This window comes from Agromyces sp. SYSU T00194, assembly GCF_040496035.1.
GTDB classification, from domain to species: Bacteria; Actinomycetota; Actinomycetes; order Actinomycetales; family Microbacteriaceae; genus Agromyces; species Agromyces chitinivorans.
Genome location: NZ_JBEPJZ010000001.1, coordinates 1,676,315 through 1,702,405 on the forward strand (window position 1 = coordinate 1,676,315; position 26,091 = coordinate 1,702,405).

22 protein-coding genes are annotated in these 26,091 nt (G+C 72.0%); 8 read left to right on the forward strand and 14 right to left on the reverse strand.

What is annotated here, in order from left to right; genetic code table 11:
- Positions 1-23 precede the first annotated feature (23 nt).
- Genes ABZK10_RS07755 through ABZK10_RS07765 form a run of 3 tightly spaced genes read left to right on the forward strand, consistent with a single transcriptional unit; the run spans position 24 to position 1,823 of the window.
- Positions 24-731, forward strand: a complete 708-nt coding sequence (locus ABZK10_RS07755; RefSeq protein WP_353808604.1) for a winged helix-turn-helix transcriptional regulator — start codon at positions 24-26, stop codon at positions 729-731.
- A gap of 58 nt (positions 732-789) precedes the next feature.
- Entirely contained in the window at positions 790-1,341 is a 552-nt protein-coding gene (locus ABZK10_RS07760; protein WP_353808605.1) for an RNA polymerase sigma factor, read from the forward strand.
- The gene (locus ABZK10_RS07765; RefSeq protein ID WP_353808606.1) at positions 1,338-1,823 is read left to right on the forward strand and encodes a hypothetical protein; all 486 of its coding nucleotides are present in this window, start codon (positions 1,338-1,340) and stop codon (positions 1,821-1,823) included. The genes ABZK10_RS07760 and ABZK10_RS07765 overlap by 4 nt, the downstream gene beginning before the upstream one ends.
- A gap of 44 nt (positions 1,824-1,867) precedes the next feature.
- On the opposite strand, the gene ABZK10_RS07770 is transcribed toward ABZK10_RS07765, so the two are convergent.
- The 6 genes from ABZK10_RS07770 to ABZK10_RS07795 all read right to left on the reverse strand — a co-directional run bounded on the left by ABZK10_RS07770 (position 1,868) and on the right by ABZK10_RS07795 (position 7,778).
- A complete protein-coding gene (locus ABZK10_RS07770; RefSeq protein WP_353808607.1) occupies positions 1,868-2,443 on the reverse strand; it encodes a beta/gamma crystallin family protein in 576 nt (191 codons plus the stop codon).
- A 170-nt stretch (positions 2,444-2,613) separates the two neighbouring features.
- Positions 2,614-3,165: an MOSC domain-containing protein gene (locus ABZK10_RS07775; RefSeq protein WP_353808608.1), complete on the reverse strand. Its 552-nt coding sequence runs from the start codon at positions 3,163-3,165 to the stop codon at positions 2,614-2,616.
- A gap of 4 nt (positions 3,166-3,169) precedes the next feature.
- Positions 3,170-4,327, reverse strand: a complete 1,158-nt coding sequence (locus ABZK10_RS07780; protein WP_353808609.1) for a DmpA family aminopeptidase — start codon at positions 4,325-4,327, stop codon at positions 3,170-3,172.
- On the reverse strand, positions 4,324-4,692 hold the full coding sequence (locus ABZK10_RS07785) for a cupin domain-containing protein (RefSeq protein WP_353808610.1): 369 nt from the start codon (positions 4,690-4,692) through the stop codon (positions 4,324-4,326). The genes ABZK10_RS07780 and ABZK10_RS07785 overlap by 4 nt, the downstream gene beginning before the upstream one ends.
- On the reverse strand, positions 4,689-6,125 hold the full coding sequence (locus ABZK10_RS07790; protein ID WP_353808611.1) for an NAD(P)/FAD-dependent oxidoreductase: 1,437 nt from the start codon (positions 6,123-6,125) through the stop codon (positions 4,689-4,691). The genes ABZK10_RS07785 and ABZK10_RS07790 overlap by 4 nt, the downstream gene beginning before the upstream one ends.
- Positions 6,126-6,254: 129 nt before the next feature.
- Complete coding sequence (locus ABZK10_RS07795) at positions 6,255-7,778, reverse strand: helix-turn-helix domain-containing protein (RefSeq protein ID WP_353808612.1); 1,524 nt, start codon at positions 7,776-7,778, stop codon at positions 6,255-6,257.
- A 158-nt stretch (positions 7,779-7,936) separates the two neighbouring features.
- On the opposite strand from ABZK10_RS07795, the gene ABZK10_RS07800 reads away from it, so the two are divergent.
- A complete protein-coding gene (locus ABZK10_RS07800) occupies positions 7,937-8,362 on the forward strand; it encodes a hypothetical protein (protein ID WP_353808614.1) in 426 nt (141 codons plus the stop codon).
- Between the two features lie 80 nt (positions 8,363-8,442).
- Here ABZK10_RS07800 and ABZK10_RS07805 read toward each other — a convergent pair whose 3' ends face one another.
- Positions 8,443-9,588 (reverse strand): aminoglycoside phosphotransferase family protein, encoded by a 1,146-nt coding sequence (locus ABZK10_RS07805; RefSeq protein ID WP_353808615.1) that lies wholly within the window; start codon positions 9,586-9,588, stop codon positions 8,443-8,445.
- A 149-nt stretch (positions 9,589-9,737) separates the two neighbouring features.
- On the opposite strand from ABZK10_RS07805, the gene ABZK10_RS07810 reads away from it, so the two are divergent.
- Positions 9,738-11,543, forward strand: a complete 1,806-nt coding sequence (locus tag ABZK10_RS07810; protein ID WP_353808616.1) for an HNH endonuclease signature motif containing protein — start codon at positions 9,738-9,740, stop codon at positions 11,541-11,543.
- 197 nt (positions 11,544-11,740) lie between these two features.
- Here ABZK10_RS07810 and ABZK10_RS07815 read toward each other — a convergent pair whose 3' ends face one another.
- From ABZK10_RS07815 to ABZK10_RS07835, 5 genes are all read right to left on the reverse strand, one after another.
- Positions 11,741-13,399, reverse strand: a complete 1,659-nt coding sequence (locus ABZK10_RS07815) for an amidohydrolase (RefSeq protein WP_353808617.1) — start codon at positions 13,397-13,399, stop codon at positions 11,741-11,743.
- A gap of 51 nt (positions 13,400-13,450) precedes the next feature.
- Positions 13,451-14,365, reverse strand: coding sequence for an ABC transporter permease (locus ABZK10_RS07820; RefSeq protein ID WP_353808618.1), 915 nt, complete (start codon positions 14,363-14,365; stop codon positions 13,451-13,453).
- A complete protein-coding gene (locus tag ABZK10_RS07825; RefSeq protein WP_353808619.1) occupies positions 14,362-15,294 on the reverse strand; it encodes an ABC transporter permease in 933 nt (310 codons plus the stop codon). The genes ABZK10_RS07820 and ABZK10_RS07825 overlap by 4 nt, the downstream gene beginning before the upstream one ends.
- On the reverse strand, positions 15,287-16,471 hold the full coding sequence (locus tag ABZK10_RS07830) for a polyamine ABC transporter substrate-binding protein (RefSeq protein WP_353808621.1): 1,185 nt from the start codon (positions 16,469-16,471) through the stop codon (positions 15,287-15,289). Before ABZK10_RS07830 ends, ABZK10_RS07825 begins: the two co-directional genes overlap by 8 nt.
- Before the next feature lie 66 nt (positions 16,472-16,537).
- Positions 16,538-17,719, reverse strand: a complete 1,182-nt coding sequence (locus ABZK10_RS07835) for an ABC transporter ATP-binding protein (protein WP_353808622.1) — start codon at positions 17,717-17,719, stop codon at positions 16,538-16,540.
- A gap of 512 nt (positions 17,720-18,231) precedes the next feature.
- Between ABZK10_RS07835 and aceA the strand changes: the two genes are divergently transcribed.
- Together aceA and aceB are read left to right on the forward strand one after the other, a co-directional pair.
- A complete protein-coding gene (gene aceA, locus ABZK10_RS07840; protein WP_353808624.1) occupies positions 18,232-19,566 on the forward strand; it encodes an isocitrate lyase in 1,335 nt (444 codons plus the stop codon).
- Positions 19,567-19,596: 30 nt separating this feature from the next.
- Positions 19,597-21,315: a malate synthase A gene (gene aceB / locus ABZK10_RS07845; protein WP_353808625.1), complete on the forward strand. Its 1,719-nt coding sequence runs from the start codon at positions 19,597-19,599 to the stop codon at positions 21,313-21,315.
- Positions 21,316-21,450: 135 nt separating this feature from the next.
- On the opposite strand, the gene ABZK10_RS07850 is transcribed toward aceB, so the two are convergent.
- Together ABZK10_RS07850 and ABZK10_RS07855 are read right to left on the reverse strand one after the other, a co-directional pair.
- The gene (locus ABZK10_RS07850; RefSeq protein ID WP_353808626.1) at positions 21,451-23,103 is read right to left on the reverse strand and encodes a DUF389 domain-containing protein; all 1,653 of its coding nucleotides are present in this window, start codon (positions 23,101-23,103) and stop codon (positions 21,451-21,453) included.
- A gap of 118 nt (positions 23,104-23,221) precedes the next feature.
- Positions 23,222-25,087, reverse strand: coding sequence for a hypothetical protein (locus ABZK10_RS07855; RefSeq protein ID WP_353808627.1), 1,866 nt, complete (start codon positions 25,085-25,087; stop codon positions 23,222-23,224).
- 127 nt (positions 25,088-25,214) lie between these two features.
- Between ABZK10_RS07855 and ABZK10_RS07860 the strand changes: the two genes are divergently transcribed.
- On the forward strand, positions 25,215-26,087 hold the full coding sequence (locus tag ABZK10_RS07860; RefSeq protein WP_353808628.1) for a TIGR03620 family F420-dependent LLM class oxidoreductase: 873 nt from the start codon (positions 25,215-25,217) through the stop codon (positions 26,085-26,087).
- Positions 26,088-26,091: the final 4 nt, after the last annotated feature.

A 26,091-nucleotide genomic window follows, 5' to 3' on the forward strand; every position in this document is an offset into this window, starting at 1 on the left:
GGCGGGGCTGAGGGGGGCGCCGCATGGCGGTGCGCACGGCTCGCGGATTCGGGCAGTACGACGGCGTCGCCCGCGCGCTCGAGCGCGTCGGCGAACGCTGGGCGCTGCTCGTCGTGCGCGACCTGCTCGCCGGCCCGCGCCGGTACACCGACCTGAAGGCCGGGCTGCCGCGCATCCCGACGAACATCCTGAGCGACCGGCTGAAGGAGCTGCAGGAGGCCGGCGTCGTGCGCCGGGTGCCGATCGCGCGGTGCGGGCTCGTCTACGAGCTGACGGATGCCGGCCGCGACCTCGCCCCGGTCGTCGCGGCGCTCGAGCGCTGGGGATGGTCGCAGCTCGGCGACCCCGGTGACGATGAGACCGTGACGCGCGACGCCCTGGCGGCGGCCCTGCGGGCGGCATTCCGGGCGGATGCCTCGGAACCGGCGCCCGCGCGCACCGTGCTGCGCGTCGGCGAGGTCGCCGTCGCCGTCACGACCGCGGGGGACGGGCTCGACGTCGTGCCGATCGGCGACGACGCGCTGCCGCAGCCCCTCCGACCGGACGCGCCGGACGTCGAGACCACGCTGGAGCTCGACCTCGACCCGTCGGGCCTGCGGGCGCTGCTGGCGGGGGAGGCGGATGCCCCGGGCATCCGTGTCAGCTCGGGCGGCCCCGGCGCGTTGGCGGCGTTCCGCGCGCGGTTCCGGATGCGTGTGCCGGCAGCGGACGACGAGACCGTGTCGATCTGAGACGAACCTGGCGGGAGGTACATCTACAGAGTGAAGAGGCTGTGAAGGGACCACACCGGTGAGCGATCGAGATCTCATGCAGAGGCTGCAAGGTGGCGATGCGTCGGCGCTGGCTGACCTGTTCGACCGGCATAGTCGGCCCGTCTACGCGCGATCGTTCGTTGAGCTCGGGTCTCGCCCGGACGCCGAGGAGATCACGCAGGATGCGTTCATGCTGCTCTGGAAGAAGCGCAAGCGCATCGAAGTCGTCGGTGAGTCGGTCCTGCCGTGGCTTCTCGTTACGGTCGGGTATCTCTCGGCGAACATGCGCAGGCATCGACAGCGCCGCATGACGGAAGTTCTCGAGGAGCCACATCCAGCGAGCCAGGTCCTCGATCCCGCGCTGATTGTGGCGCGTGGCGAGCTCCAACAGGTAGTTGAGCGCGCCTTGGAGCGGCTCGCGCCGCCGGACCGAAGGATCTTCCAGCTCTGCGTTGTGGAAGGGATGAGCTACAAGGAGGCCGCTCGCCACCTCAACACGTCGCACGCAGTTGTTCGCAATCGCTTGAGTCGGAGTCGACGATCCGTTCGGGCCGACCTCAACGCGTACTTGATGGAGGACGAACGATGACGAAGTACTTGCCGACGGACCAGGAGTTCGCAGCCATGCGCGAGTCCGTGGTGAACGGTGTCTCGGCTTGGGAGCGAACACGCACACGCCATCGGAAGGTGGGAGTGGTCTGCGCCGTTTCGATAGCGGCGGTCGCCACGGCTGGCGCAGCCTGGGCCGCGCTCGCCAGCCCGCAACTCCGCGATGACGCGGTGTATTGCTACTCGGAAGCCAACCAGTCATCCGTGTTCGCCACGGTTGTCAACCCGGAGGCCGAGTCGCCCGACGGCCCAGAGGAACTGGATGCATCCGCAATCGAGCTCTGCGAAGCCGCGTGGCGCGCTGGAGTGGTTGGTCAGCCCGCGCAATCATCCGAAGGTGTGCAGTTCCCGGTGCCGGAACTTCAGGCCTGTGTACGACTCGACGGAGTCACCGCAGTCTTCCCGTCCGATGATCGCCCGGAAGAAGAGTTCTGCCGCGAACTTGGCCTAAGGGCACCGTGAGGGTGAGCGACTTGCGCCGCTCACCCTCGATGATTCGGTCGTGCCTACGGGGCGAGACGCCAGGAACTCGCCTCGTCGTTCATCACCCCTAGGAAGTAGTTGCCTGGTGTGTAGCCGAACTGAGAGCCTACGTAGTTCTCGTTCTCGAACACGGCGGTGCGACAACCCTGATACCCGCGCATCGAGGATGCCCGGTCGTTCCAGCCAACGCTCGATAGCGATGTGTACCCGTACGCCCATCCGGTGGTACAACCCTCGGGAATCCCAGTGAACACGAGGGTACCGCCGCCGTAGTTGATGTCGTCGTACAGGACTCCCACCACTGTTGCCAGCATGGCGGTCGATCCGCGTGACACCGCGGGCTGCTCAAACTCTCGATCACCGATGATGGTGCCCGTGGGTGCCGAGAGCTCTACGCCTGCCTCGTCGCGGACTGCTGCCACCAGGTCCTCGCCTTCGCCCACGCAGAGGCTCTCGTCCGTGGCGAAGTCAATCCAGCACGACCAGTTGTCTTCGGCAGTTCCGGAATCATCGGCGGCGTGCGCTGGCGCCTGTCCCGCGAGAGCAAGCGCTCCTGCGGCTAGTGCCGTCATCAGCACCCGTGTCCGCTTACGCACCATGTTGGAATCCTCTCTTCTGTCGTTCCGAGCGGACGAGCGAGTCCGCGTGCCGATACAATCGCTGAGCACTCACCTAACGCAAGAGATGAGCCAAGGTTGAGACGGAACGCTAGGGAGCGACATAGAGGAGAGGGTGCTGTCACGCACTACGGTCGACGCGGGAGAACGCCCTAGACCGGCCCGAGCGCCCGATGCGGGGCATCCGGCAGCTCGATCTCGATGGCGTCGCCCGCGCGCACCACGCCGCCGGCGGCGACGACGCCCATCACGCCCGAGAGTCGGTGCACGGTGCCGTCGTCGTCGACCTCGATGAGGCGCTTCATGAGGCCGTCCTGCACGCCGTTGATCTGGTTGCACGGGGTGCGCAGGCCGGTGAGCTCGACCACCGCATCGGAACCGAGCCGGATGCGGGTGCCCTCGGGCAGCCCGAGCAGGTCGACGCCGCGCGTGGTGACGTTCTCGCCGAGCGTGCCCGGGTCGACCGCGAAGCCGTCGGCCGCGACCTGGTCGAACAGCTCGGCGTGCATGAGGTGCACCTGGCGGAGGTTCGGGCGGGCGGCGTCCTTGCGCACGTCGTGCAGGTGCCGCACGGTCGCGCCCGCGTGCGCGTCGCCCTCGACGCCGTGGTTCTCGACGAGGGTGATCTCGTCGCGCACGGGCTTGGAGAAGTGGTGCCCGGAGTCACGGGCGACGGCGACGACGGTGGGCGCGGCTTCGGTCATGGAGTCAGTCTGCCCGAAACGCCCGGCGCACCTCGTCGTGCGGCAGCGCGGGGCTCACATGCCCGTCGCGGCCGACCAGGTCGCGCGCGGCGACGAGCACGTTCGCGACGGCCTCCTCGGACGCCTGCACCACCGCCTCGTACAGCGGGTCGATGTGGCCCCACGGCACGAAGCGCGCGGTCTCGTAGTCGCCGGGCGCGGGGTCGGCGGTCGGCATCGACGACGTGAACGCGCCCGCGTTGGCCGTCGAGCAGGCGAGGAAGATGTCGCCCGAGAAGTGGCTGCCGCTCGTGCCGGTGCGGGCGAGGCCGAGCGGCACCCGGCGCGCGAGCGCCGCGCACTGACCGGGCAGCAGCGGGGCATCCGTCACCACCACTCCGATCACGCTGCCCGCCCCGGCACGTGCCCGGGCGCGCTCGCCGTCGCGCACGAACCACTCGACCTCCTCGTACGGGTTCGGCGCCGCCGACTCCCGCCCGAGCGGCCGGCCGACGAGGCGCAGTTCGGCGCGCGTGCCGAAGTTCGCCTGCAGGAACACGCCGACCGTGTAGCGGTCGCCGCCGTGGTCGACCACGCGCGACGCGGTGCCCGAGCCGCCCTTGAAGCCGTAGCAGTTCATGCCCGTGCCGCCGCCGACGTTGCCCTCGGCGATCGGGCCCGACGCGGCCGCGTCGATCGCGGCGATCGCGTGCTCGGGGCGCACGTGGCCCGCGTTGATCTGGTTCAGGTAGCCGTCCCAGGTCTCGCCGACGACGGGCAGCATCCACTCGGCGCTGAGCTCTGGGTGGGTGCGGTCGACCCAGGCGTCGACGCCCGAGTGCACGGCGCCGACGGCGTGGCTGTTCGTGAGCGCGATCGGCAGCGCGAGCGTGCCCGACTCCTCGATCCAGCTGCGTCCGGTGAGCTCGCCGTTGCCGTTCATGGAGTGCACGCCGGCCGCGCAGGGCAGCCCCGCGTCGTCGCGCCCGCGCGGCAGGATCGCGGTCACCCCGGTGCGGGCGACGGACGCCTCGTGCGGCTCGCCCGCGATCAGCGTCTCGTAGCCCACGAGCACACCCGGCACGTCGGTGATCGCGTTCCACGGGCCGGGGACGCCGTCGAACGGCACGCCCAGGTCGCGGGCGCGCGGCTGCGAGCCGGCCGCTCCCGCCGCGCCGGTCATGCCAGGTAGACCTTGCGCAGCGGCTCGCGCACGGTCCACACGGTCTCCATGCCCGCGACGAGCCGCACGACCGACCCGGCCTGCAGCTCGATCGAGTCGAGCCCGTTGTCGTCGTGCCCGGGGCCGCCCGTGAACTCGACGGTCGCGTCGCCCGCGAGCACGACGAAGACCTCGTCGGCCTCGACGTCGCTCATCGCGCCGACCGACATCTCCCACACGCCGATCGTCGCCGCGCCGGAGTCGTCGAGCACGAGGTGCCCGGTCGTCGGCGCGCCCGCGACGACCTGCTCGGCCGGCACCGGCTCGTGGTCGAGGGCGACGGATGCGGCGAAGACGACGAGTCCGGGATCCAGTCGCGCGGTCACGAGTCGAACCCCAGGCCGAGGGCGTCGAGGGTCTTCAGCAGCACGTTGCGCTTCCCGTCGTTGTGGTCGGCGCGGTCGAGCGACCAGCGCGTGGCGTTGATGCCGATGGCCGCCGCGGGCTCGGGCGGGAACGGCAGCGGGCGCTCGCGCACCATGCGCAGCTCGGTGCGCTCGGTCTGCACGCCGGCGAGCCGGTCGAGCATGACCTCGGCGCCGAAGCGGGTGGAGGCGACGCCGAGGCCCGTGAACCCGGCGGCGTAGGCGACCCGCCCCTGCCGTGCGGTGCCGAAGAACGCGCAGAACCGGGTCGACGTGTCGATCGCGCCGGCCCACCGGTGCGAGAAGCGCAGGCCCGCGAGCTGCGGGAACGTCGTGAAGAAGTGGCTCGCGAGCCGCTCGTACGTCTCGGGGCGCTGCTCGTATCCCGAGCGCACGCGCCTTCCGTAGTGGTAGATCGCGTCGTAGCCGCCGAACAGGATGCGGTTGTCGCGGCTCAGCCGGTAGTAGTGGAACTGGTTGGCCATGTCGCCGAGGCCCTGCCGGTTCGCCCAGCCGATCGCGGCGAGCTGGTCGTCGGTCAGCGGCTCGGTCATGAGCGCGTAGTCGTACACGGGCACGGTCATGAGCCGGTTGCGCTTCAGCAGGCTCGGGAACACGTTGGTCGCGAGCGCGACCTGCCGGGCCGTGACGCGCCCCCGCTCGGTGCGCAGGGTCACGGATGCCGCGTCGCTGTCGAGTCCCGACACCGGAGCGTCCTCGAAGATCTCCACGCCGAGGTCGGCGGCGACGCGGGCGAGCTCTGCGGCCAGCTTCGCCGGGTGCAGGGTCGCGGAGGTGCGACGGTGCCAGACGCCGGCGAGGTAGGTGGGGGAGTCGACCTCGGCGCGCACCGCGTCGGCGTCGAGGTAGGTGACGTCGTCGATGCCGTGCTCGGCCGCATCCTCCATCGACTCGCGCAGCCACTCGACCTGGTGCGGCTCGACGGCGAGGTCGAGCGAGCCGTTGCGCTCGAAGTCGAAGTCCATGCCGAGCTCGGCGCCCGACGCCTCGATCGCATCGAGGTTCGCCAGGCCCAGGCGGTCGAGCTCGTCGAGCTCCTCCGGCCAGCGTGAGAGGCCGTTCTCGCGACCGTGGGTGAGGCTCGCCTCGCAGAAGCCGCCGTTGCGGCCGGACGCCGCCCAGCCGATGCGCTTGGCCTCCACCAGCACGACCCTGCGGCCGGGGTCGCGGCGCTTGGCCTCGACGGCGGTCCAGAGGCCGGTGTAGCCGCCCCCGACGATCGCGAGGTCGGCGTCGACGGTGCCGACGAGCGCCGGGTAGCGCACCTGCGGCGCGATGTCGTCGATCCAGAAGGTGCGATGCGCGGTGGTCTCCAGGCTGTGCGCCACGACGGATGCCTCGGCCGGCCGTCGCTCGAATACGGTCGTTCCCACGGGGTTCGCCTCCAGCGGATGTCTCGGGGTGACTCCATCCTCCCCCGGGTCGGCCCGCTCGCGCGCGTCGCGAGTGTCGGGACCTCCGCCGGGGTCCGCACAGGCCGTCCGGACGGTGCAGCGCTGCGCTCAGGTGCGCGGCGCGTGGGCCTCGAGGAACTCGTAGACCTCGGTCTGGTCGACGCCGGGGAACGTGCCGGTCGGCAGCGCCGCGAGCAGGCTCGTGGGCGTGCGGGCGGCGGGCCAGGAGGCATCCGCCCACTGCTCCGCGAGCGCGTCGGGCGCGCGGCGGCAGCACGTCTCGTCGGGGCAGCGGCTCACCGACCGGTGCGCGGTCTCCCGGCCGCGGAACCACTTCACGTGGCCGAACGGCACGCCGACCGACACGGAGTACTCGCCCTCCTTGGCCTTCTCGATGCGCGAGGTGCACCAGAACGTGCCCGACGGGGTGTCGGTGTACTGGTACCAGGGGCTGAACCGGTCGGTCGCGTCGAAGACCGTACGGGCGGTCCAGTTGCGGCAGACCGTGGTGCCCTCGACCGCGCCGAGCGCGTCGGAGGGGAAGCGCACCGCGTCGTTCTCGTACGCCTTGATGATGGTGCCCGACTCGTGCACCTTCATGAAGTGCACGGGGATGTCCAGGCGCGCGGTGGCGAGGTTCGTGAAGCGGTGCGCGGCGGTCTCGTAGGAGACGGCGAAGTGGTCGCGCAGCTCCTCCATCGAGATGCGGCGGAGCTGCTTGGCCTCGGTGAGGAAGCGCACGGCGGCCTGCTCGGGCAGCAGGATCGCCGCGGTGAGGTAGTTCGTCTCGACGCGCTGGCGCAGAAACTCGCCGTAGTTTCTCGGCTCGGCGTGGGCGAGCACGTGGCTCGCGAGGGCCTGGAGGATGGGCGAGCGCGAGTCGCGCGAGGGTGACTGCGAGGTCGGCAGGTAGATGCGCCCGTTGCGCTTGTCGGTGACCGAGCGCGTCGAGTGCGGCAGGTCGCCCACGTAGTGCAGCGAGTAGCCGAGGTGGCTGGCCATGTCGGCGACGAGCTGGTGCGAGACGGGACCGCCGGCGTGGCCGACCGCCTGGAGGAGCTCGGCCGCCCGGGCCTCCAGCTCGGGGAAGAAGTTGTCCCGGGCGCGCATCTCCTGGCGCAGCTCGGCGTTGGTGCGGCGGGCCTCCTCGGGCGTCGCCGCGCGCTCGCGGTGCAGCCGGTCGATCTCGTGATGCAGGGCGAGGATCGTCTGGAGGGTCTGGTCGTTCATGCCCTTGGACACGCGGAACGCGGGCAGGCCGAGCGCCTCGAACACCGGGCCGCGTTGGGCGCGCTCGACGGCGATCTCGAGGGCGTCGCGCGGGTTGGGTGCTTCGTCGCGGAGGAGCTCGTCGACCGTGGTGCCGAGCGCGAGGGCGATGGTGCGCAGCATCGAGAGCTTCGGCTCGCGGCGGCCGTTCTCGATCATCGAGACCTGGCTCGGCGCGCGGTCGACCGCCTGGGCGAGTTGCTCGAGGGTCATGCCTCGGGCGGTGCGGGCCTCGCGGATGCGGCGGCCGAGCGTCAGCGCGTCGATCTCGCCGTCCTGCTCGCCGTCCTGGCCGTCGGCCTCGGGGCGCGCCGCCTGACCCGCGATGCGGGTCGGTCGGGAGGCGCGATCGGCGATGACCATGCATCGATGCTCACACGGGCATGCGGGGAACGCAAACAGAAGAATGGCGGATCTTCTGCGTTTCGTCCACACCTGCGAGGCTTCCCGGGCGCCCTCTGGTTGACTGGGTCGCTCCGCACGTCTCGTTGCGGACCCGCCCCGACGACCGGAAGACCTCCATGCGCCGCTCCAGCCTGTTCGCCCCCCTCGCCCTCTCCGCACTCCTGCTCGCCGGCTGCAGCGCGGGGCCGGCCGACCAGACGACCGAGGAGGCCTGCGGTGACCTGAACCGGGCGATGTCGGACCTCGCGGAGGGCATGGGCATCGAGGACGCGTTCGCCGAGGCATCCGCCGACCCGGCCCAGGCCGCGGAGCGGCTCGAGTCGTTCGCCGACACGCTGGCGCAGACCGCCGAGGACGAGATCGGCAATGCCGAGGTGCGCGACGCCGCGCTCGCGTTCTCGACCCAGGTCGGTGCGTTCGCCGACGTGCTCGGCGACGCCGCCGCCGACCCCGAGAACGTCGACCTCGACGCCCTGACGAACACGGTGCAGGAGTTCACGGCGGCGTCGGAGGCGTTCGACGCGCTCTGCCCGGCGGCCTGAACCGTCCGGCTGCGGTGCTCGCCCGGGCCTGAGGCGCAGCGCTCGGCGGCGCAGCGCTCGGCGGCGCAGCGCTCGGCCACTCAGCGCTCGGCCAGGAGTGCTGCGAGCACGTGCCCGGCGCTCGCCGCGATCGCCGGGTTCCGTTCGGCGACGTGGGCGAGTTGGGCGAGCGCCTGCAGCAGGGCCCAGCCCCGACCCCGGGACCACTCGGCGTCGTCGGCGCCGACGGCCTCGCGGTAGGCTGCGCGCTCGGCGGGGTCGAGCAGGTTCCACGCGACGCGGTGCTCGCTCGCCGGGTCGCCGAGCCCCATCGTGCCGAAGTCGAGCACGCCGGCGAGGCGGTCGCCGCGTCCTGCGGCTACGTGGGCCGCGGGGAGAGCGGCTCCGGGGGGACCTGCCGCGGGGAGTGCAGGTGCAGGGGCACCTGCCGCGGGGAGGCCGCCGACGAGCACGTTGCCGGGGGAGAGGTCGCCGTGGATCCACGTGCGCCGGGCCGGACGCGGCGCGGTGCGGGCGTCGTGCCAGACGGCTCGGAGGGCGCGGGCGTCGACGGGGCGTTCCCGTTCGAGCCGGCCGAGCCGGTCGCGCGCGAACGCGTCCTCCTCGTCGAGCGGATGCGGCCAGGCGGTCGTCGGCGCGCCGGTCGGATCGAGTGCGCGCATGGCGCGGGCGAAGGTCGCCAGGTCGCGCGCGAGGGCCAGGCGGGGAGCCGGCACGGGGCCCGGGACGTCCGTCGTACCCGGGGCATCCGTCGCGCCCCTCACCACGGGGTGCGTGCCCGCGAGCCAGCGGCAGACGGTCCAGTGCCACGGGTAGCCCTCGGCGGGCGCGCCGAGCGCGAGCGGCACCGGCACCGCGACCGGCAGGCGCGGCGCGATGCGGGGCAGCCAGCGGAACTCGCGCTCGAGCGGCGCGGCCGCCCAGGCGACGCGCGGCATGCGCACGGCCAGGTGGTCGCCCAGGCGGTACATGGCGTTGTCGGTGCCGTGCGAGGGCGCCGGATGCACCGGGAGGTGCGCCCAGGCGGGGAACCGCCCGGCGACGAGGCGCTGTGCGAGCGCGGCGTCGGTGTGCATGTCGGGGGTGCCGCGCACCTCGGCGGCGCCGGGCATCGCCGGGTCGCCTGGCGTCTCGTCGGTGCTGGGCGTCTCGTCGGTGCTGGGCGTTCCGTCGGCGCTGCCCGCCCCGTCGCAGCGATGCGCCCCGTCGTCGTGCGCGCGCGTCATCGGGCCACGGTAGCGCGGGTCCGTGCAGCCCGGGTCGCACGGGCCGGCCGTGGCGCGTCGGGTCCACGGAAGCGACGGCCACGCCGGCATCCATGCCAGCGACGGAATGCCATCGACGGAATGTCAGTGGCGCCTGATCGAATGGAGTCATGGCAGAGGTGGGCGCACGCGGAGCGAACGGGCGGGTCGACGACCCGTTCGAGGCCCCGGCGCGCCTGCCCGCCCTCGACGAGATCGACATCGAGTGGCAGCGCTTCGACGACGACGTCGCGGACTGGGCCGAAGCGGTCGCATCCGGGGAGGGCGCGCGGGCGCTGCTCCCGGAGGGCTCGCAGCGTGACGCGCTGGGTGGCGACGGGTACGGGTTCGGCGGGTCCATCGGCGTCGACGATCCCGATGCGCAGGTGGTGCGGCCCGAGCACCTGCTCGACCTCCTCGTCTCCGAGGTCGCCTCGCTCACCGCGCAACTCGAGCGCACCGCCGCGCGGCGGGCCCGCCTGATCGAGCGCGCACGGGTGCGGGCCGCCGATCTCGAGGAGGCCCGGGCCGCCGAGCGCGCGGCGATGGGCCTGCGGGTCGAACCGCCGTCGCGGCGGGCCGAGTTGGCGCATCGGTCGGTGACCGCGGAGGTGGCGTGCGCGACGCGTTCGCCCGAGGCGACCGTCGCGCGATGGCTGGCGGATGCATCGCGGCTGGCCGACGGTGCGGATGCGACGCTGCGCGCGGCGGAGTCCGGGCGCATCTCGTTCGGGCATGCGCGCACGATCGCCGACGAGCTGTCGTCGCTGCCGGTCGCGGCGCGCGCGGCGTACGAGTCGGCGGTGCTGCCGGTCGCCGAGCGTACGACGCACGCGCAGTTTCGTCGCCGGGCGCGCCGGCTGCGGGAGCGGATGCATCCCGACACCATCGATGTGCGCTGCGCGGCGGCGACCGCGGAACGCCACGTCCGGGTGGCTGGCGACCGCGACGGCATGGCCTGGCTCACCGCGTTCCTTCCGGCGGCGACCGCGCACCGCATCGATGCGCGGCTGACCGAGTTCGCGGGCACGATGGGCACGGGTGGCACGGGTGGCACGGGTGGCACGGGTGGCACGGGTGGCGGCGACGGCTCGGGTGGCTTCGGAGATGCGGCGTCCGATGCGCGCACGATCACCCAGCTGCGCGCCGATGTGCTCGCCGACCTGCTGCTCGAGGGCGAGGCGGCCGGAGTTCGGAACGACGGTGGCGTCGGCGGCGATCGCGACGATGGCGCGTGCACGTGCCGGCACCGCGCGCACGGCGGTGCAGGCGTCGACGAGGAGTCCCGCGGTACCGAGGGGCGAGCGGCGCGCAGGGGCATCCGCCCGACCGTGTCGGTGACCGTGCCGGCGCTCACCCTGCTCGGGCGGGGCGACGAGCCCGCCGAACTCGAGGGATACGGGCCGATCCCGGTCGAGGCGGCCCGCGAGCTCGCCGGTGATGCCGCGAGCTGGACGCGGCTGCTCACGCACCCGGAGCGGGGCGCGATCCTCTCCGTGGGCCGCGACCGCTACGCGGTGCCTCCCGACCTCCGCGCCTGGCTGCGGGTTCGCGACGGCACCTGCCGGTTCCCCGGGTGCACGGCCCGCGCGGAGCGCTGCGAGGTCGACCACACGCGCGACTGGGCCGACGGCGGCGAGACGCGTCACGACAACCTGGCGCACCTCTGCGCGCGGCACCACCACCTGAGACACGAGGGCGGGTGGCGCGTCGAGGCGCTGCCCGGCGGCCTCCTGCGCTGGCGGAGCCCCACAGGACGCGACTACGAGACCGGTCCCGAACACTCCATCGGTGGAGGCCAGGCGGGTGCGGCTCCGCCGGGTGCGGCTCCGCCGGGTGCGGCTCGGCCGGGTGCGGCTCGGCCGGGTGCGCCGCCGCAGCGCGTCGATCCGTGGAACGTGCGGGACGCGGAGCCCGACGACGTCGTCCCGTTCTGAGCGCGCCGCGACGTGCGTGCGTGGGGGCCCGACCGTCGCGGGTGCCTGACCGTCGCGGGTGCCTGACCGTCGCGGGTGCCCGACTGTCGCGGGTGCCTGACTGTCGCGGGTGCCTGACTGTCGCGGGTGCCTGACCGTCGCGGGTGCCTGACCGTCGCGGGTGCCCGACTGTCGCGGGTGCCTGACCGTCGCGGGTGCTACGCCCGATCCGCCGCGTAGACGCGCTCGCCCTCCACGAAGGTCTGCTCGACCTGCGTCAGGCCGATCTCCTCGTCGGGCCCGGCGAACGGGTCGCGGTCGAGCACCGCCAGGTCGGCGTACTTGCCGACCTCGACCGTGCCGGTCACGGTGTCGAGGTGGTTCACGTAGGCCGATCCCGCGGTGTACGCCGTGAGGGCGGTGCCGAGGTCGAGGCGCTGGCCGATGTAGAACGGGTCGTACTCGCCCTCCTCCAGACCGGGGGCCGACTTCCGGTTCACCGCGACGTGGATCGCCGACATCGGGTTCGGCGAGGTCACCGACCAGTCGCTGCCGGCCGCGAGCACCGCGCCCGCACGCTGCAGGTCGGCGAACGGGTACTGCCACGCCGCACGCTCCTCGCCGATGAACGGCAGCGTGAGGTTCACCATCTGCGGCTCGTACGCCGCCCACAGCATCTGCATGTTCGCCACCACGTCGAGCTCGCGGAACCGCGCCACGTCGTCGGGGTGCACGATCTGGATGTGGGAGATGTGGTGCCGGTGGTCGCTGCGGCCGTTGCGGGCGATCGCCTGCTCCACCGCGTCGAGGCACTCGCGCACCGCACGGTCGCCGATCGCGTGGAAGTGCGCCTGGAAGCCCAGCGCGTCGAGCCGCGGCACGGCCTCGTTCAGCACCTCCGGGTCGATGAACGAGATGCCGGAGTTGTCCGACGGATGCCCGTGGCCGTCGCAGTAGGGCTCGAGCATCGAGGCCGTGAAGTTCTCCGGCACGCCGTCCTGCATGAGCTTGATGCTCGTCGACGCGAAGCGGCCGCCGCGGTAGGCGTCGCGCTTGGCGACCAGGTCGTCGATCTGCTCGATGCCGCGCGTGCGATCCCACCAGATCGCTCCGACCACCCGCCCCGTCAGCAGGCCCCGCTCGGCGGCGTGCACGTACGCGGGCCCGGCATCGCCGGCGTCGCCGTACGACCCGACGATCGCGTCCTGCCAGCCCGTCACGCCGAAGCCGTGCAGGTACTCCTGCCCCAGCAGCACCGCCTGCAGCAGCTCCTCGTCGGTCGTGCGCGGCAGCAACCGGTTCACGAGCGACATCGCCCCCTCGTGCAGCGTGCCCGACGGGTTGCCGTCGGCGTCGCGCTCGATGCGGCCGTCGGCCGGGTCGGGGGTGTGCCGGTCGATGCCCGCCAGGCGCAGCGCCGCCGAGTTCACCCACGCGCCGTGTCCGTCGCGGTTCGGCAGGAACGCGGGGCGGTCGGGCACCACGCGGTCGAGGTCGGCTGCGAGCGGCGTGCCGCCCGGGAACGCGCTCATCGTCCAGCCGCCGCCGAGCACCCACTCGTCGTCCGGACGCGCTGCCGCGTACTCGGCGATCATGTCCAGGTACAGCTGCGGCGTGCCGAACACGTCCGCGAGGTTGCAGCGCATCAGGTCGAGCCCGCCCCACACGGGGTGCGCGTGCGCGTCCTGGAACCCCGGCACGAGCATCCGCCCGGCCAGGTCGACCTGCTCGGTGCGCGGGCCGATCAGCTCTCGCACCTCGTCGTGACCGACGGCGACGATGCGACCGCCGGTCACGGCGACCGCGGTCGCCCGCGTGCGCTGGGTGGTGGCCGTGAAGACCGGGCCGCCCGAGAAGACGAGGTCGGCGTGCTGCATGGTGGTGCTCCGTGTTCCGGGGTGATGCGTGGTGCGGCGGGGCGGATGCGGCTAGCTGCCGGTCATCGTCCGCGCGATCTGCGTCGCCGAGTCGCCCGCGCGACGCAGCACGAACGCGACGAACGCGAGCGCGACCAGCGTCAGCAGCAGCATCAGCGTCGAGACGGCGGCGATCTCGGGCCGCAGGCCCGTGCGCACCGCGCTCAGCACGTACACCGGCCACGGCGTCGCGCCCGAGACCTGCACGAACGCCGAGACGATCGTGTTGTCCAGGCTCAGCGTGAACGACAGCAGGAAGCCGGCGAGCACGGCGGGCATGGCGAGCGGCAGCGTCACCTTGAAGAACGTCTTCAGGGGCGTCGCGTACAGGTCGGCGGATGCCTCCTGCAGCTGCGCGTCCAGGCCCGCGAGGCGGGCGCGCACGATGTAGGACACCACGGCGGTCGCGAACAGCGTGTGGCCGACGACCAGGCGCGCGATGCCGTTGTTGAACAGCGTCAGCCCGAAGTCCTGGCCGAGCGTCACCATCCAGGGCAGCAGCGCCACGGCGTCGACGATCTCGGGGGTGACCGACACGAGCAGCAGGAGCACGAGGAACCAGCCGACCCACTTGCCTGGCCGGCTCGCCATGGCGATGCCCGCGAGCGTGCCGAGCGTCGTGGCGATGAACGCCGCGATGATGCCCGACTGGATCGAGACCATGACCGCGTTCTGGATCGCCGGCTTCTGGAAGATCGTGAGGAAGGCGTCGATGCCGAAGCCGTCCCACGCGACCAGCAGGCGGCCCGTGTTGAACGAGTAGATGACGATCACGATGATCGGCACGAAGAGGAACCCGAAGACGAGGATGCTCCACACCGTCAGCGCGATGTCGGACGCCGATTTCCGGGCCGGCCGGATCTCGGGAGCGGATGCCTCGGGGGCATCCGTCGTGCCGACCGCGGGTCGTTCGTTCAGGGCGGTCATCGTTCTTCCTCCGTGGTGGCCGCAGCCGTGGCGGTTGCCGTGGCGGCGGTCGGGACGCTGCGGGTGCTCGGCGCGGTCGCCTCCGCATCGCCGATCACGAGCCGACGTCGCATGCGCGACGGCATCGTCGCCAGCCACACGATGAGGCCGGCGACGGCGACGGTCACCATGATCACGAGGATCAGCAGCACCGCCATGGCCGAGCCGAGCGCCCAGTTCTGCGCCGTCTGGAACTGGCTGGCCACGAGCTGGCCGACCATGTTGCCCTGGGCGCCGCCGAGCACGGTCGCCGTGATGTAGTCGCCCATCAGCGGGATGAACACCAGCAGCACGCCGGCGATGATGCCCGGTCGCGCGAGCGGCACCGTCACCGAGAGGAAGGTGCGGATGCGCCCGGCGCCGAGGTCCTTCGCGGCCTCGCGCATCGGGTCGCCGACGCGGTCGAACGCGACGAACAGCGGCAGGATCATCAGCGGCAGGTAGTTGTACACGACGCCGAGCAGCACGCCGCCGCGGGTGTACAGCAGGTCGAGCCCGCCGAGCAGGCCCTGCGGTGCCAGCAGGATCTGCCAGCCGATGGTGCGGACCAGGAAGTTCGTCCAGAACGGCACCATCACCAGCGCGAGCAGCAGCCCGCGGCGGTTCGGCGGCGCCTTGACGGCCATCCAGTAGGCGACCGGCGCGCCGATCGCGAGGCACAGCAGGGTGCCGATCACGCCCACCCAGAGGGTGTTCATGAAGGTGGCGAAGAACACCGGCGAGAACGCCTCGACGTACCGGTCGAACGACAGGACGTCGGTGGCGTGGGTGCCGAAGATGCCCGGCTTGTAGCCGAACGAGAAGTAGATCACCATCCCGACCGGGATGATGAAGAACGCGACCAGCCACGCCCATGCGGGCGTGGCCAGCGCGAACTTCGGACTACGCACCAGCGGCGACCTTCGTCTTGTTCCAGATGTCGACGATCGTCTGCTGGGCCTCGTTGATGGTGGTCTCCTGCATCGTCGCGAGCTGGTCGGACGTGAAGAAGATGAGCTCGGGGAGCTCGACGCCGTACTCCTCGGCCGCGGCCTCGATGCCCGCGCCACCGGTGTTGTAGCCGATGTAGTCGAGCTCGAGCAGCGAGTTCTCCGGGGTGAGCACGTAGTTGATGAACGCGTGCGCCGCCTCGGGGTGCGGGGCGCCGGCCGCGATGGCCCAGTTGTCCATCCAGATCTCGGTGGTCGGAGCGGGGAGGACCCACTTCCAGTTCTCCGGAGTCGACGACTCGAGGATGCCGAGGCGCGCGTCGCCGTTCCAGGTCTGGACGAGGGCGGCGGCGTTGGTCGGGATGATCGTGCCGCCGGGGTACGACTCGAAGGTCGAGATGTGCGGCGCGATGTTGTTGACCATGTAGTCCTCGGTCTCGGCGAGGAGCGCCTCGTCGGTCGTGGACTGCGACTCGCCCTTCGACCAGAGGTACGCGCCGGCGATCGCCACCGGGTCGTCGAGCATCGAGACGCTGCCGCTGGCCTCGTTCTGCGCGGCGTCGAGGAAGTCGGCCCACGTGGTGAGCTCGCGGTCGATGACCGTGGTGTCGTAGACGTAGCCCGTGGTGCCCCACGCCTTGCAGATCGAGTACTCGTTCTCCGGGTCCCAGGCGAGGCCGAGGAACTCGGGGTCGACGTGCTCGATGTTCGGGATGAGGTCGAGGTTCAGCGGCGTGAACAGGCCGTTCTCGATCATCTGCGGGATGAACGGGCCGGTCGGGACGATGATGTCGTAGCCCGAGGTGCCGTTCGCGGCGATGAGCTTCGAGACGAGCTCCTCGTTCGAGTTGTACGAGTCGAGCGTGATCGTCGGGCCGAACTCGGTCGTGAACGTCTCGATCACGCCCGGGTCGTCGTAGTCGCCCCAGGTGTAGATCGAGAGCGAGTCCTCGAGCTCGCCGCCCGTGGCCTCGGGGGCCGAGGACGAGCTCGCACCGCCGGGCGTGCACGCGGCGAGGACGCCGGCGCCGCCGGCCGCTGCCGCGAAGCTGAGGAAGCGGCGACGGTTGAGGTTGCGCGCGATCGTGGGGACCTGGCTCGCCGGGGCGAGGATCTTGAGGGGCTCGTTGTCGGCCATGGGGGACTCCTGGTCGGTCGGGAACTTGCAGGGGGACGGGTGGTGCGGTGCGGGTCGGGGTCTGGCTCAGGTGGTCGGGAGCTCCACGTGGCCGCCGGCGTGGGCGGCCTCGTCGAGGGGGAACAGGTGCACGCTCGCCGGCGCCCAGCTGCACCAGACGGTGCTGCCGGTCGCGAGGCGCGGTGCCTCCGGGCTCGGGCGGCGGGCGATGATGCTCAGGTCGTGCCCGAGCTGCACGAGGTACTGCATCGTCTCGCCGAGGTGCGAGACGCCGATGAGCGTGCCCTCCACCGCGTTGGCGCCGGGCGAGGCGGGCGCGTCGGCCGAGACCGAGACGAACTCGGGGCGCACCGCGGCCTGCGCGGGCGCGCCGCCCGCGACCTGGTCGAACGAGCGGTCGCTGCGGATGACCCCGTGCGGGGTGTCGACCGCGTCGGCGTCGGCGGTGGCGGTGCCGGGGAAGAAGTTCTGCTGGCCGACGAACGCCGCCACGTACGCCGACGCGGGCGCGCCGTAGACGGTGTCGGCGTCGGCGAGCTGCTCGATGCGGCCGTCGCGCATGATCGCGATGCGGTCGCTCATCGACAGCGCCTCGCCCTGGTCGTGGGTGACGAAGACGAAGCTGATGCCGAGCTTCGACTGGAGGATCTTCAGCTCGAGCTGCATCTCCTCACGGAGCTGCCGGTCGAGCGCGCCGAGCGGTTCGTCGAGCAGGAGCACGCTCGGGCGGTTGACGAGCGCGCGGGCGAGCGCGATGCGCTGCTGCTGGCCGCCGGACAGCTGGGTCGGCTTGCGGTCGGCGAACTTGCGCATCTGCACCATGTCGAGCGCCTCGATCACGCGCTCGCGGATCTCCGACTTGGGGGTGCGGGTCTGCTGCATGCCGTAGGCGACGTTCTCGGCCACCGACATGTGCGGGAAGAGCGCGTACGCCTGGAACACCGTGTTGACGTGGCGCTTGTAGGGCGGCACGCCGAGCACCGATGCGCCGGAGATGCGGATGTCACCGGCATCCGGCTGCTCGAACCCGGCGATCATGCGGAGGGTCGTGGTCTTGCCGCAGCCCGAGGGGCCGAGCAGCGAGATGAACTCGCCCGCCTCGACGCGCAGGCTCAGGTCGTCGACGGCCGTGTTGTGGCCGTACAGCTTGGTCACGCGGTCGATGACGACCGTGCCCGTGGCATCCGTGCCGCTCTCGTCGGGCCGGGACGCAGGCGCGGCCTGCTCCGACGTCTCTGCCACTGTCACGTGGGGGGTCCTCCTTGCATACCGCCACCCCTGCTGGGGTGTACCGGGTATTCAATGTCACGCCCGGCGACCGGGCAATCGCCCGCGGGGCGAATGCGACACATCATCCCACCGGGATGCCGCGTCGGACGAACCGTCCGGAAGAGCTTTACCGAGGTGTTACACAACGCTGCGGTTTCGGTAGTCGAATCGCGCTAGGGCAGTCGAGTTCGTCTGTGTATGCCCCTGCGGGCGACGGATGCAGCGGTGGATCGCGGGAACGGCGACGGCAGACAGAGTGGCGCGGGTCGTGCGCGCCGTGGGTCCTCCATGGCCCCCGATGCCCTGCGGGGCCGTCTCCGCCGCACGAGATCGATGCGAAACGGGAATCTTCCGCCGCGCGGAAGAACGCACGGATTTCTGTCGGGGATTCTCGGACGGGCGGTTGCGCGGGCCCGCATCGTGGATGGCACGCAACGAACTTCGCGGCATCCGGCACCCGCCCGACACCGCCGTCACCGATGGAGGAGACCATGACCACCGCACCCCAGGCCGGCCGACCCGGCGACCAGACGCAGACCGCCGACGAGCTCCGCCTCGAGTGGGACGCCGACCCCCGCTGGGAGGGCGTCCGCCGCGACTACACCGCCGAGGACGTCGTGTCGCTCCGCGGCCCGGTGCGCGAGGAGCGCACGCTCGCGCGCCGCGGCGCCGAGCGGCTGTGGGACGACATCCAGCAGAACACCGGCAACGCGTTCTCGCGCATGGAGGACCCGCAGTGGTCGGCGGCGCTCGGCGCGCTCACCGGCAACCAGGCCGTGCAGCAGGTGCGGGCCGGCCTCAAGGCCATCTACCTCTCGGGCTGGCAGGTCGCGGCCGACGCGAACCTGTCGGGCCAGACCTACCCCGACCAGTCGCTCTACCCCGCGAACTCGGTGCCGGCGGTCGTGCGCCGCATCAACAACGCGCTGCTGCGCGCCGGGCAGATCGAGGACGACGGCCGCGACTGGATGGCGCCGATCGTCGCCGACGCGGAGGCCGGCTTCGGCGGACCGCTGAACGCCTACGAGCTCATGCAGGGCATGATCGAGGCCGGCGCCGCGGGCGTGCACTGGGAGGACCAGCTCGCCAGCGAGAAGAAGTGCGGGCACATGGGCGGCAAGGTGCTCATCCCCACCTCGCAGCACATCCGCACCCTGAACGCCGCGCGCCTGGCGGCCGACGTCTCGGGCGTGCCGTCGATCATCATCGCCCGCACCGACGCGCTCGCCGCGACGCTGCTGACCAGCGACCACGACGAGCGGGACGCGCGGTTCGTGACCGGCGAGCGCACGGCCGAGGGCTTCTACGAGGTGCAGAACGGCATCGAGCCGGTCATCGCCCGTGGCCTCGCCTACGCCGAGTACGCGGACATGCTCTGGGTCGAGTCGGCCGAGCCCGACCTCGACCTGGCGCGCCGGTTCGCCGAGGCCGTGCACGCGAAGTTCCCGGGCAAGCGCCTCAGCTACAACTGCTCGCCGAGCTTCAACTGGAAGAGCCACCTCGACGACGACCAGATCGCGAAGTTCCAGCGCGAGCTCGCGTCGATGGGGTACGCCTTCCAGTTCATCACCCTCGCGGGCTTCCACGCCCTCAACCACTCCATGTTCACGCTCGCCAAGGACTACGGCGAGCGGCACATGAGCGCCTACGTCGAGCTCCAGGAGGCGGAATTCGCCTCGGAGGCGGACGGCTACACGGCCACGCGCCACCAGCGCGAGGTCGGGACCGGCTACTTCGACCGCATCGCGACCGCGCTGAACCCCTCCAGCGCCACCCTGGCCCTCGTCGGATCGACCGAGGAAGCGCAGTTCACCGGCAGCCACTAGGCACCGGTCACCACTCGAGGAGAAGAGACCATGAACACCACGCCCACGTCGACCCTGGAGCGCACGGATGCCTCGCAGGCACCGGTCAGCTCGGAGGCATCCGCTCAGCCCACCCCCGAGCCCCGCCCGGTCACCGGTTCGAGCTTCCAGATCAGCCAGCCGCGCATCGAGGTCACGGCCGAGGTCTTCCCGGAGGACGCGGAGATCCTCACGCCCGAGGCGCTGCGGTTCCTCGCCGAGCTGCACGACCGGTTCGCCGGCACCCGGCACGACCTGCTCGCCGCACGCCTGCAGGGGCGGGTCGACGTGGCCAACGGGCGCGACCCGAAGTTCCTGCCCGAGACCGCGTTCATCCGCGACGACGCGTCGTGGCGGGTGGCCGGTCCCGGGCCGGGCCTGGAGGACCGCCGGGTGGAGATCACCGGGCCGACCGATCGCAAGATGGCGATCAACGCGCTGAACTCGGGCGCGAAGGTCTGGCTCGCCGACCAGGAGGACGCGACCAGCCCCACCTGGGAGAACGTGATCGGCGGGCAGCGCTCGCTGTACGACTTCCTGCACGGCGAGCTCACCTACACCTCGCCCGAGGGCAAGCACTACGCGGTCACCGCGTCGGAGACCCCGACGATCGTGATGCGGCCGCGTGGCTGGCACCTGGTGGAGAAGCACATGCGCTTCCACGACCGGTCGGGGCGCGACATGAACGCGTCCGGCTCGCTGGTGGACTTCGGGCTGTACTTCTTCCACAACGCGAAGGCGCTCATCGCCGCCGGCCGCGGCCCGTACTTCTACCTGCCGAAGCTCGAGTCGCACCGCGAGGCGAAGCTCTGGAACGACATCTTCACCTTCGCCGAGGAGTACGTCGGCATCGGGCACGGCACGATCCGCGCGACGGTGCTGATCGAGACGATCCAGGCCGCGTTCGAGATGGACGAGATCCTGTTCGAGCTGCGCGACCACTGCGCCGGGCTGAACGCCGGTCGCTGGGACTACATCTTCTCCATCGTGAAGACGTTCCGCTCGCGCGGCCGTCGCTGGGTCACGCCCGACCGCAAGACGATCACCATGACGGTGCCGTTCATGCGGGCCTACACCGAGCTGCTCGTGCAGACCTGCCACAAGCGAGGCGCGCACGCGATCGGCGGCATGAGCGCGTTCATCCCCAACCGACGCGACCCCGAGGTCACCGAGGCGGCGCTCGCCGCGGTGAGCGCGGACAAGCGGCGCGAGGCGACCGACGGGTTCGACGGCACGTGGGTGGCGCACCCCGACCTGATCCCGACGGCGCGCGCGGAGTTCGACGCGGTGCTCGGCGACCGGCCGAACCAGGTCGACCGCCAGCGCGACGACGTCGAGGTGACGGCGGCCGACCTGCTCGACATCCCGTCGGCCGGCGGCGAGGTCACCGAGCAGGGCGTGCGCGACAACATCTCGATCGGCATCCGGTACATCGAGTCGTGGCTGCGGGGCACCGGTGCCGCGGCGATCGACAACCTGATGGAGGACGCCGCGACGGCCGAGATCTCGCGCTCGCAGATCTGGCAGTGGCTGCACGACAACACCGTCACCGCCGAGGGCACCCGCATCGACCAGACGTTCATCGTCGGCGCCATGGGCGACGCGGTGCGCGGCCTGCCGCGCTTCGAGGGCGACCGGTTCGACGACGCGATCCAGGTGTTCCGCACCGTCGCGCTCGAGCCCGAGTTCCCGACGTTCCTGACGGTGGGGGCGTACGCGAGGTTCCTGTAGCAGGGGAGCGCAGCGGCGGGCCCGCCGTCCGGGAGGGAGGCGGGCCCGCTCGTGCGTGCACGATCAGGGGAGCGAGTCGGATTCGCCGTCGGATCGGCAGCATCCGTCGCCGACCCGTCGCGGCGCACGTGCCGATCAGCCGGCCGGGATCACCGTCACCTCGACCGGCACCACGGTCAGCGTGAGGCCGATCGAGCCGGTGAAGTCGTCCTGGATCGCATCGTGCAGGTCGGATGCATCGGGGGCGTCGCCCGAACCGGTGATCGTGACCGAGACGTCCGTGCCCGAGACCGACACGTCGGTGACCTCGAAACCGCTGTCGTCGCCGAGCCACACCTCGACCGTGGCCTGCACGTCGCGCTCGCGGTTCTGGGTCTGCAGCAGGCCCTCCGACGTGAGCATCAGCGGCAGCAGGATGATGCCGGCGAGGATCACGAACGGCGCGACCGTCTGGAGGATCTGCCCGGGGCGGTTGCGCAGGGCGTAGGGACGCGCCCACCCGGTGATCACGAACACGCCCGCCGCGGCGAGCACGATCGCGACGAAGTTGGTGAGGAACAGCAGTGCGGCGCCGCCCGCGTCGTCGAGGCGTCCGCCGTTCAGGCTCACCCCGACGACGGCAAGCGGCGGCACGAGCGCGACGGCGATCGCCACGCCCGCGATGCCGGCGGCGACGCGGGAGTTCACGGTAGCGAAGGCGCCCGCGGCGCCGGCGGCGAGCGCGATCATCATGTCGACCGTGTTCGGCGAGACCCGCGACACGATCTGCGAGTTGGTCGCGAACGAGACGGCCACCGGTGCCCACGCGGTGATGCCGTAGGCCAGCACGACCGACACGATCGCGCCCGAGGTCACGAGCGTCGCCGACTGGAACGCCCGCCGCGACCACCCGTTGACGAGCGCCCCCGCGAGTCCGAGGATCGGCGTCATCAGCGGCGCGACGAGCATGGCGCCGATGACCACGGCCGTGGAGTCCTGCAGCACCGCGAAAGTCGCGATCGCGACCGAGAGCACCAGCATGACCCACCAGGTGCCGAGCTTGGTCAGGCGCTCCGGACGCTCGAAGTAGAGGCCGGCCGCCTGCTCCGCGCGCGTCCTGCGGCCGACGTCCGACCCCTCGATCCAGTCCCAGAGCACGTCGGGGATCGAGGCGGTCGCCGGGTCGAGGCCCGTTCCGCGCGCCGCACGGCGGATGCTCCAGGAGATGAGGACGAACCCGACGACGAGGGAGGCGGCCGCGGCCGCGACGATCACCGTCGTGGTCAGCGACGCGGGCACCATGAACGCCAGCACGCCGCCCACGACCGCGATCGATCCGCCCGCCACCCGCGGGAGCGGACTCCGCTCCTTGCGCTTCACGAGCGCGCCGATCACGGCGACCAGCCCGCGGATGCCGACGTACACCCCCAGGATCACCACGATGAGCGGCAGCGAGACCTCGCCGGCCCCCGCGATCGCGAGCAGCACCATGAGCACCGCCAGGCCGAGCGCGGCGAGCCCGCGGGGCGCCGCGAGCCAGCGGTTGACGCGCCGTGCGAACCAGCGCGCGCCGGCCACCGCGTAGACGAGGTCGGCGAGGCCGCTGAGCACGAGCACGGCGATGACGAGGACGGTCGCGACGGTCGTGGTGATGTCGGGCAGCAGCAGCACCACGAGGCCGGCGAACACGCAGGCGAGCCCGCGGAGCGCGACGGTGTTCGACAGCGCGGCCGCCATCGACCTGAGCTGGTCGCGGAGCCGGTCGTTCGCGCTCGGATTGACCCAGTCGGTCCTGTCGTCGACCTCCACGTGCCCGCCCCTCCTGAGAAGCCTGTCGCCGTGCGCTCAGCATAGGGCGGGCGGATGCCCCGCAGGGGCGACTCGCACACCCGGGGCCGCCCGGCGTGCGGGGCGCGGGGCGGAATCGTCAGAGCAGGCGGTCGACGTGCAGGTCGCCGCTCGCGGCGCGGTACGCGAGCATGCCCTCGCCGTCCTCGAACTGGTTCGTCAGGAACGTCGGCAGGAAGTGCGACCAGCCGGGTGCGAAGGACATCTCCGTCGCCTGCGTGATCTCGTCGTCCGCGAGGTGGTGGAACGTCGCGGCCCCGCTGGTGGGGCGGTAGACGAGCATGCGCCCGCGTCGATGCTCGGCGAACTGCGAGGTCGGGTACGCCATCGCGCGCACCGACCCCGTGTCCCACGTCTCCTCGTGGATCGTGCGCGGGCGCTCGGCCGGGTCCTCGATCGCATCGAGGTGCACCACCCCGGTGTCGCCGCGGTGCAGGAACAGCCTCCAGCGGTCCATGCCCAGCTGGTACGGCTCGATCGTGGTCCATCCCGGCGACCACGAACCGTCCCATCGATTGCGGCTGCCGCCGCCGTCGGACAACGCGTCGATCCGCACCTGGCCGGTCTGCGCGTCGTACACGAGCAGGTGGTCGCGGTTCCAGCCACGGCTGCCCAGTGCGACCACGCGGGTCCAGCCCGCCTGCCAGGCGGCGGTGCCCCGGTGGTCGATGCCCGTGCCGTCGCGGTGGAGGGTGGAGAAGCGCGCGGCCCCGGTGTCGGCGTGGTAGGCCAGCAGGTAGCGATCGAGCCCGAGGTCGTAGCCGGCCACGTGCGTCCAGTCCCCGAAGTCGAATGCGGCCGTCTCGGTGAGCTCCCGGCCCTCGAGTCGATGCACGGCCAGGCGTCCGGTCTGCCGCGAGTAGGCGCTCACGAGCGTCGGCTCACCCAGCACCGTGGTGGCGACGACGTGGGTGATCAGGGTGGGCCAGCTCGTCTCGCGCAGGATGTGCAGGGGGACGCGCGGGATGTGGTCGCGCAGCTGGAGGTGCGACCGGCTCGTGCCGAGCGCCCAGTGGATGCGGTCGCGCTGGTCCTCGGTGTACCCCTTCGGCGTGAGGGAGTTGCGGAAGTAGTAGCTCATGACATTGTGCCGATCCGGGCTGAGCACCAGAGACTGGTGCCCGGCCGAGTCGAGCGGGATCTCGACACTGTCGTCGTCGTCGGCGTGGCCGAGGGCGGTCATCAGCTGGGGTCCCGGGTCGGCGGGCGTGTCGAGCAGGGCGGGCCCCGGGTCGGCGAGCGTGGTCCTGCGGTCGTAGTCGAGGGCCTGCCATGCGGTCGAGAGGGGGTTCCCGGCGGCGACCCACGCGGCGACGACCCCGCGCAACCGCGGGATGAGGATGTCGGCCACCGCCTGTCGCGCGGCGGCATCCAGGTCCCAGTGGGCGGGCAACGACCCCTTCTCGTCCTCGGTCAGGGTGACCTCGCTCCCGGCGGTGTGGGGCAGGTGCAGGAAGTGCCCGACCTCGTGGGCGAACAGGTTCGGTTCCGACAGGCCGTGCGGGAAGGCCACGAACTCGTGCTCGGCACCCGAGAACGCCCCCTGCCACGGCGCGAGCGACCAGGCGCCGGGCCCGCCCGCGAGGCGCGTGCCGGACCGGAAGAAGACGACGAGCCGGCCCCGCCGACGGGCGGCGTAGTCGCTGCGCGCGGTGTCGTGACGGACCGCCCAGGCCTCCTGGTCGGCCACCGGGAACGGACGGTCCTGACGAGTGAAGTCCACCCTCAGGCGAGGCGGGATCGTCCAATCCTGATTGAGCAGCGTCGACTCGCGTCGCACCACGTCGAGTGCGCCGTTGCACCGGAACCGGATGCCCGCGGAGCCGGCGTACGGGTCGGTCCGCTCGAAGAACTGCGCGATGTCGGCGTCGGCGAGGGCGTGCGCGCCGCCGTGCGCGCCGTCGTCGTCGGCGCAGAGCACCGCGAGGACTCGGATCGTGATCATGCTCCGACGCTAGGGAGCCCGGGCATCTGCCGGCACCGGGCAGGCCCCAACCCCGCCGGGGGCTGTCCCGGGCCGGGATGGCAGACTGGCCCCGCCGGAGTACCGGTGCAGGTCCGGAGGGAGCGACGTGGAGCAGGTGGGGTGGAGCGACCGGCTCGGACGGGTCGGCGCGTGGGCAGGGGTGACCGCGATCGACGCGGCCGCGGCCGTCGAGATCGAGGCGCTCGGGTACGGCACGGTCTGGCAGGGCGGGTCGCCCCGGGCCGACCTGCGGCGGGCCGAGGAACTCCTCGACGCGACCGAGTCGCTGCACGTCGCCACCGGGGTCGTGAACATCTGGAAGGCAGACGCCGGCGAGCTCGCCGACGCGTACCATCGCGTGGCCGACCGCCACCCGGGCCGGCTGCTGCTCGGCATCGGGTCGGGGCACCGCGAGGCCACGCCGCACCGGGAGCGGCCGCTGCGGGCGATGCAGCGGTACCTCGACGTGCTCGATGCCCGCGGCGTGCCGGTCGGCGACCGCCTCGTCTCGGCGCTCGGGCCGAAGATGCTCGCCATCGCGGCCGAGCGCAGCGCGGGGACGCACCCCTACCTCACGGTGCCGTCGCAGACCGCCGGCATGCGCGCCGTGCTCGGTGCGGGAGTGCTCGTCGCGCCCGAGCAGACGGTCGTGCTCGACGAGGACGACGACGGGGCGCGGTCGGCGGCGCGCGCCTTCCTGCACCGCTACCTGCAGCTGTCGAACTACGCCGACACCATGCGTCGGGCGGGATTCGGCGACGCCGACCTCGCCGACGGCGGCAGCGACGCGCTCGTCGACCGGATCATCGTGCACGGCTCGGCCGCGGCGGTGGCCCGGGGCATCCGCGCCCACCTCGAGGCGGGGGCCGATCACGTGTGCGTGCAGGTCGTGCCGGGCGACGGCGCGCTCGCCGGGCTCGCCGTGCTCGCCGGGGAGCTGGAGGACGAGCTCCGGACGGCGGGCGCCGTGGACCATTGATGAG